This window comes from Clostridium tertium (assembly GCF_017873245.1).
In the GTDB taxonomy this organism is placed as follows: Bacteria; Bacillota; Clostridia; order Clostridiales; family Clostridiaceae; genus Clostridium; species Clostridium tertium.
Genome location: NZ_JAGGJY010000031.1, coordinates 1 through 7375, shown reverse-complemented (window position 1 = coordinate 7375; position 7375 = coordinate 1). Strand labels below are relative to the sequence as shown.

The 7375-nt window shown below is 25.2% G+C and carries 6 protein-coding genes; 2 read left to right on the top strand and 4 right to left on the bottom strand.

Annotated features, from left to right (window positions below; genetic code table 11):
- The first annotated feature begins 196 nt into the window (after positions 1-196).
- Both J2Z25_RS18365 and J2Z25_RS18360 read left to right on the top strand, forming a co-directional pair.
- On the top strand, positions 197-1861 hold the full coding sequence (locus J2Z25_RS18365; RefSeq protein WP_209741553.1) for a glutamine--tRNA ligase/YqeY domain fusion protein: 1665 nt from the start codon (positions 197-199) through the stop codon (positions 1859-1861).
- 339 nt (positions 1862-2200) lie between these two features.
- The gene (locus tag J2Z25_RS18360) at positions 2201-2803 is read left to right on the top strand and encodes a DUF445 domain-containing protein (RefSeq protein WP_209741552.1); all 603 of its coding nucleotides are present in this window, start codon (positions 2201-2203) and stop codon (positions 2801-2803) included.
- Between the two features lie 130 nt (positions 2804-2933).
- Here the strand turns inward: J2Z25_RS18360 and J2Z25_RS18355 are convergent, their stop codons facing one another.
- The 4 genes from J2Z25_RS18355 to J2Z25_RS18340 all read right to left on the bottom strand — a co-directional run bounded on the left by J2Z25_RS18355 (position 2934) and on the right by J2Z25_RS18340 (position 6985).
- Positions 2934-4358, bottom strand: a complete 1425-nt coding sequence (locus tag J2Z25_RS18355; RefSeq protein WP_209741551.1) for a DUF4179 domain-containing protein — start codon at positions 4356-4358, stop codon at positions 2934-2936.
- Positions 4351-4923, bottom strand: a complete 573-nt coding sequence (locus J2Z25_RS18350; RefSeq protein ID WP_209741550.1) for an RNA polymerase sigma factor — start codon at positions 4921-4923, stop codon at positions 4351-4353. Before J2Z25_RS18350 ends, J2Z25_RS18355 begins: the two co-directional genes overlap by 8 nt.
- A 297-nt stretch (positions 4924-5220) precedes the next feature.
- The gene (gene rsgA / locus J2Z25_RS18345) at positions 5221-6279 is read right to left on the bottom strand and encodes a ribosome small subunit-dependent GTPase A (protein ID WP_209741549.1); all 1059 of its coding nucleotides are present in this window, start codon (positions 6277-6279) and stop codon (positions 5221-5223) included.
- 523 nt (positions 6280-6802) lie between these two features.
- Entirely contained in the window at positions 6803-6985 is a 183-nt protein-coding gene (locus J2Z25_RS18340; protein ID WP_008677161.1) for a MarR family transcriptional regulator, read from the bottom strand.
- Positions 6986-7375 lie beyond the last annotated feature (390 nt).

The following is a 7375-nucleotide window of genomic DNA, read 5'->3' as shown; positions in this document are numbered from 1 at the left end:
AAATTACATACTATATATAGTTTCAATTTTTATGCCTTAATTAACTAAAAATATAAAATCTTTAATGCACTTATAATTTCAATTATTTTATTATTAATTGAAACATATATATGATAAATTGATTTAAAAGTAAAAAATAGTATATAACTAATATATAAGCAATAAAAAGATAAATTTATATAGGAGAGGTATTCGTATGTCAAATGAAATTAATTCATCAAATTTTATAAGAAATATAATAATTGAAGATTTAGAAACAAAAAAACATGATGAGATTATAACTCGTTTTCCACCTGAGCCAAATGGATATTTACACATAGGTCATGCTAAATCAATAGTCCTAAATTCAGGTCTTGCAAAAGAATTTAACGGAAAGTTCAACTTAAGATTCGATGATACAAATCCAACTAAAGAAGATACTGAGTATGTTGAATCTATTAAAGAAGATGTTAAGTGGCTTGGCGGAGATTGGGATAGTATTTACTTTGCTTCAAATTACTTTGATATAATGTATGATAAAGCAAAACTTTTAATAAGAAAAGGATTAGCTTATGTATGTGATTTAACACCTGACGAAATAAAAGAATATAGAGGAACTTTAACTGAACCAGGTAAAGAAAGTCCTTATAGAAATAGATCAGTTGAAGAGAACCTTGATTTATTAGAAAGAATGAAAAAAGGTGAATTTAAAGATGGAGAAAAAGTATTAAGAGCTAAAATCGATATGACTTCTCCTAATATAAATATGAGGGATCCTATAATATACAGAATTGCACATGCTACCCATCATAATACTGGTGACAATTGGTGTATATATCCTATGTATGATTTTGCTCATCCACTTGAAGATGCAATAGAAGGTATAACTCATTCAATTTGTACTTTAGAATTCGAAGATCACAGACCTCTTTATGATTGGTTTGTAAGAGAATGTGAAATGGAAAGCACTCCAAGACAAATAGAATTTGCTAGACTTAACATTACTAACACTGTTATGAGTAAGAGAAAGCTTAAACAACTAGTAGATGAAAATATAGTTGATGGTTGGGATGATCCAAGAATGCCTACAGTATCTGGTTTAAGAAGAAAAGGCTATACTCCTGAAGCTATCAGAAACTTCTGTAGTGCAATTGGTGTTTCTAAAGCTAATTCAGTTGTAGATTCTCAAATGCTTGAATATTTTATAAGAGAAGATTTACAACTTAAAGCTAATGCTGCAATGGCTGTTATGAGACCATTAAAGGTTGTTATCACTAACTATCCAGAAGGTCAAACAGAAATGCTACCAGTTCCAAACAATGCAAAAAATGAAGCTGCTGGTACAAGAGAAGTTCCATTCTCAAGAGAAATATATATAGAGCAAGAAGACTTTATGGAAATACCTGTTAAAAAGTATTTCAGACTATTCCCAGGTAACGAAGTTAGATTAATTGGTGCTTATTTTATAAAATGTAATGATGTTATAAAAGATGAAAATGGTAATGTTGTAGAATTACATTGTACTTATGATCCTGAAACTAAGAGTGGATCTGGCTTCACCGGAAGAAAAGTTAAAGGAACTATTCACTGGGTAGATGCAAAAACTGCTAAGCCTGCTGAATTTAGACTTTATGAACCATTAATATTAGATGATGCTCCTGAAAATGAAGGTAAGCACTTCTTAGAACAAATAAATCCTAATTCATTAGAGGTACTACAAGGATATATTGAAGAAACTACTGCTAATATAGCTAAACCACAAGATAAATTCCAATTAGTAAGAAATGGTTTCTTTAATGTAGATCCTAAGTACACTACTGATGATAAATTAGTATTTAATAGGATAGTATCTTTAAAGAGTTCATTTAAAATTAATAATTAAAGAATGAAAAAATGAAAAAACGAAAAAATTATTGATGTAATTCAGCATAGCTGAATTACTGGATTTTTAAAGAGTTGCATTTGCAACTCTTTTTGTTTTATATAAATTATATTTTAAGTAGTCTCAAAATTACTTCTTTATCTATTTTTAATTTTTTACTCTTAATTTTATAATCTTTATATTCTTCATATAAATTTGTACTAATTAGTCAACCTTCTATTGAAATAATTTTATATTCCTTATAAAATTATCTATAGATTTAAATACTCTTTATATTAAATCTAATTATAAATTTTTATAATATTATGCTATTACAGTTTACATAATTAGGAGGTACTTATGAATAATTTTATTACTATTTTAATATTAACAATTGTTGGCGGACTTATTGGATGGATAACTAATATCTTGGCAATAAAGCTTTTGTTTAGACCAATTAAACCTGTTAAGATTCCTATTTTAAATATTGAAATATTAGGATTAATTCCTAAAAGAAAAAACGAAATTGCTGCTAATATTGGTGAAGTAATTTCTAATGAATTACTTTCAATGGATGACATATTAGATCAAGCTTTAAGCAATTCAAATGGAGAAAATTTTAATTCTTACATAACAGATAAAATTAAAAACATTATAAATGAAAAGCTTAATATTATTCCTATGCCATTTAGAATTATGGCTGCTCCTTATATTGATGAAATTTTAAATAAAGAAGTACCTAATGCAGTTGATGAAATTAGCATTGATCTATTAGATAAGGCTAAAGAAAATGTTAATATTCAAGAAATTGTTGAAGAAAAAATTAATCAATTAGATTTAGAAAAATTAGAAGATATCATAATTAAGGTTGCTAAAAAGGAGCTAAAGCATATTGAAATTTTAGGCCTTGTCCTTGGAGCTATTATTGGAGTACTTCAAGGTGTTTTAGTTATTTTTCTTTAATCTCTAAAAACATCCTTTAAAACTATATAACTTTATGGATTACTACTAAATAATTCAATAAAAAAATACTGTATTACTTAGTATTGTAATACAGTATTTTTATCTTAATTCTATTTTATATTAGTAGAATTTATTTATCTAAATTAATAGTTATCTTTTCATCTTCTAATATTTTATCTCCACTACTCATCTTAGTGATAAAGTACTCTTTATTTTTATCCAATGCTGGTAATATTAGTGTAAAGTTATAGCCATCATCAATTCCGTTAAATTTAGTTTCTAGAATCTCTATATCCATTGTGTCTTTATACCAATCTTCTTCTTGACCATTATTAGAGTTTTTATATTTATTGATTTTATCTTCATCCCAAATTTCAACTTCTAAATTCTCTAATCTATATATATATTTTTTAACTTTTACCTCTATTACAGTTTTATCTTCTTTGAATTCAATATTTTTTATAATATATTCTTGTTCATCTCCTATCTTTATAGCTGTTTCACCATTTCTATTTATTTTCTCCATCATTAACTCTCTGCTATAATCACTTTTACTTATAACAGGTATAATAGTCATTGATTTTGTTTCTTCAGGAATACCTTCATATCTCCAATAATAATTACCTTTAACTCTTTCATCATTTACATTTTTTCCTCTACCAGATCCACCTATCATACTTAAAGGAAGCCCTTTATCATCCTGTATAAAAAACTTCAATGTATACTTCTCCCAAAAATTTTCTGAATTATTTTCAGTATCCTTTAAAAGTTCTATATCTGTATCTAAATAAATAATAGTGTTTAATTTTGATGTAATTAACTCATTAATCTTAAACATACTATCATCATATTTTATTTCTTTGTTTACTTTATATTCTTCTTTCCCCATATCCTTAGAATCTATAGAAAACTTAAATTTAAGCTTTTTAGGATAACTTCCTACCCAATTTCCATATAAATCATTAACTATAAATTCTATTTTTGCCTTATCTGATAATTCATTTTCTGTAAATGCATAAGATGCTAATCCAACATAAGTATTTTCATCTATGAACTCACCATCATTTTCTTCATTTTTATAATTTATATTTTTAAAACCACTTTTTATAATAGGAAATATTATAGGTTTATCATCAAATCCACTTTCTGACTTTAGCTCATATGCTATAGCAAGTTCAACTCCATCATAGTAAATATTTTTAATTGTCATTGTAATATCTTCATATTTTTTTGCTATATTTATATCCTTGGCTCCTTTTATATATTGATTTCCAACACCTATAGCATCATTTATACTTTTAAAAGTAGACCCTATTATTGGTAAGCTTTCTGCATATGCAGGCATAAATGTATTTAAAGTTAATATACCAACTATGATTATCGCTGCTACTTTGGATATATTTTTCAGCTTGCTTTTTTTCTTTATTTTTCTTTCAGGTAATTCATCTAAAGTTTTTAATATATTATTCTTCAATGTGTCTGGAATATCTATTTTAATATCATTTACTTTATCTTTAATAACTTTATTAAATTTATCATTTTCATAATTATTCATGATTATCACCCTCACTCATAATATTATAAATTTTTTCTCTACCTCTATTAAGCCTAGACTTTATAGTTCCCTTAGGAATTTTTAAGGCATTACTTATTTCTTCTATTGCCATATCATCGAAATAAAATAACCACATAGTTATTCTTAAATCAGAACTCAATGAATCAATAGCCCTAATTAAATCTATATTTTTATATTTATCCTCATAAACCTCATTGTTAATTTGTGAATCTTCAATATAAGTAACCTTTTTATTTTTTCTTATTATATTATTACATTCATTTATCAAAATCCTTGTTAACCATGTTTTAAAAAACTCTTCATTTTTTAAACCTGAAATTTTTTCATAAGCTTTAAGTATAGTATTTTGAAAAGCATCCTCAATATCATATTCACTATTTAGCATGCCTCTAGCTACTATATATAAAGACTTTAAGTTCTCTTGAACTAAGATATTAAATGCTTCCTTATCTCCATCTATGGCTAATCTAACATTATTTTTCTTAAGCTTTCCATCTTTATATTTATTGAATACCCCTATAGGAATAATATTAGACATATTCATTATATTTCTCCTTCCCATCTAACATAGCTATGTTAACTTACCTTCACTTAATTAGACGCATATCTTAATTTAAAGGTTCCATTTATATTTTTTATTTTATTAATTATTTTTGTTGGTTTACTCTATTTTCATAATCTTCATTAATCTACTCATAGTAGAAAATTTATAATATCTTTTTTAAGTTTAACGTAATAAAATAATAATTTTCTAGATATTCTTACTTATTATATCAAAAAAGATAGTAAACACTTTTTGTGTTTACTATCTTTTTTGATATAATAGTTAAGTTATTTGACTTTAATTATATTTCTTTCTTTTCTCTTCAACTTTACTTCCAAACATACTCTTTAACTTTTGTCTTTCTTGTTGCTTAGATTTTGATAAGTTGTATTCTTCTTCTCTTTTTAGCTTTCTATATCTTTCTAGCCTTTCTGGATCTAAAGTTCCATTTTCCATGGCTTCTCTTACTGCACACTTAGGCTCATTTTTATGAGTACAATCAGAAAACTTACATTGCTTTTCTAAATCTTCAATATTACTAAAAGATTTACCTACATCTGATGATATTAATCCAAGCTCCCTCATTCCAGGTGTATCAATTATTACTCCACCAGACTCTATAGCAAATAGCTCTCTATGTGTTGTAGTATGTCGTCCCTTATCATTTTCACTAATTGAATTAATTTTTAAAACTTCTTTATTCATTATCTTGTTAATAAGAGTGGACTTTCCTACCCCTGATGATCCTATAAAGGCTATTGTTATTCCAGACTTTATATATTTTTTAACTTCATCATATCCATCTTCATTAATGCTTGATGTTACTATTATATCTATTCCTATAGCTATATCTTCTATCTGTTTTACTTTGTCATTTATGTCTTCACACAAATCTGATTTAGTCAATATTATAACTGGTGTAGCCATGCTCTCCCAAGCTACTGCAATATATCTTTCCAGCCTATTTATATTAAAATCATTATTTAATGACATACATATAAAAACATAATCTATATTAGATGCAACTATTTGCTTATCATATCTATTTCCTGCAGCCTTTCGTGAAAAATAGCTTTTTCTACTTAATATATTATGAATTATTGCATCTCCACTTTTATTATTTATCCTATCTAATAGTACCCAATCTCCAACAACAGGATAATCAAATATACTATTTGAAGAATATGCTAACTTCCCTGATACCTTTGCAAGTATTTCTCCCTCTACTGTTATTACCTTATACATATCTTTATATTGTACTGCTACTCTAGCAATATATAAATTACTATCATACATACTTGCTTCGTTAATATATCTTTGATTTAATCCTAAATTTAATAAGTTATTATTATTCAATTCTTAATCCTCCAAAATACTTTTTTAATATGGAGGAAAGTACTAATTGATAATTAATAATTCAAATAAAACTTATTATGCATTTTTACTATCCTACTAATAAATCATATTTAATCAAAAAAACTCAATTATCCATTATGCATTCTTAATTATCAATTATACTGAAGTTTCCTCCTTGTTTAATGCATTATCCATTTTAAAATTACTTAAAATATACACCATAAAACATCACATCCTTTCAAATAATTAATGGTATAAACACTGCATAGATATATAATAAAGAATTACATCATTACCATTATTTATATAATATATTTTATATGAATATTTGTATACAAATTTTTTCAATTAACTTTAATAAGATATATTACTAAAAATCAAACTAAGACATTATAAAATAAATCCCATTTTCAGATATTAAGATATCAAATTATTATATACTTATACTTTCAAGATTTTAAATTATAATAATTCCTTGTAAATAAAAAAAGACTACTTATTTAAATAGTCCTTTTAAAGCATTTTAGTCGTTCTTTATTTGCCAATAACATCTTTTTGGAGAATAAATCTTTTCTTCCTTTTTAAGTTTATCCATAACCTTTGAAACTTCTTTTTTGTCTATTCCTGTTCCTTCTGCAACTGCAGTAGCATTTAATGGCTTATCGTTTTTAGTAAAGAAATCTAAAACTACATCATAATTTTCCATATGTTCATCTCCTTTTATATTCATTAATATAATTTTACATAATAATATACATAAATTTCAATAATTATTTTTAGTTTTTTTAAAATTATTAACTAATATTTAATATCTACAATTGTAATATTATAAAACTAATTTTTTCATACTTTATTTCGATTTTCTTATAAGTATTTATATGTTTTATAATAATATTCAAATTATATACATCTTTAAATGATTTTAAGCTTCATTGTTAAATTATTTTTATTTTCATATATAATTTAGTCTATATAAAATATTCGAAAAGGGCGTCGCGTAATGGTCATAACCCTATTATGTAGACAATCGACAAAGGGTCGAGTACAATCTACATAATGGGGTGATTTTTTATGTCAATAAAGCACAAAGCTTATA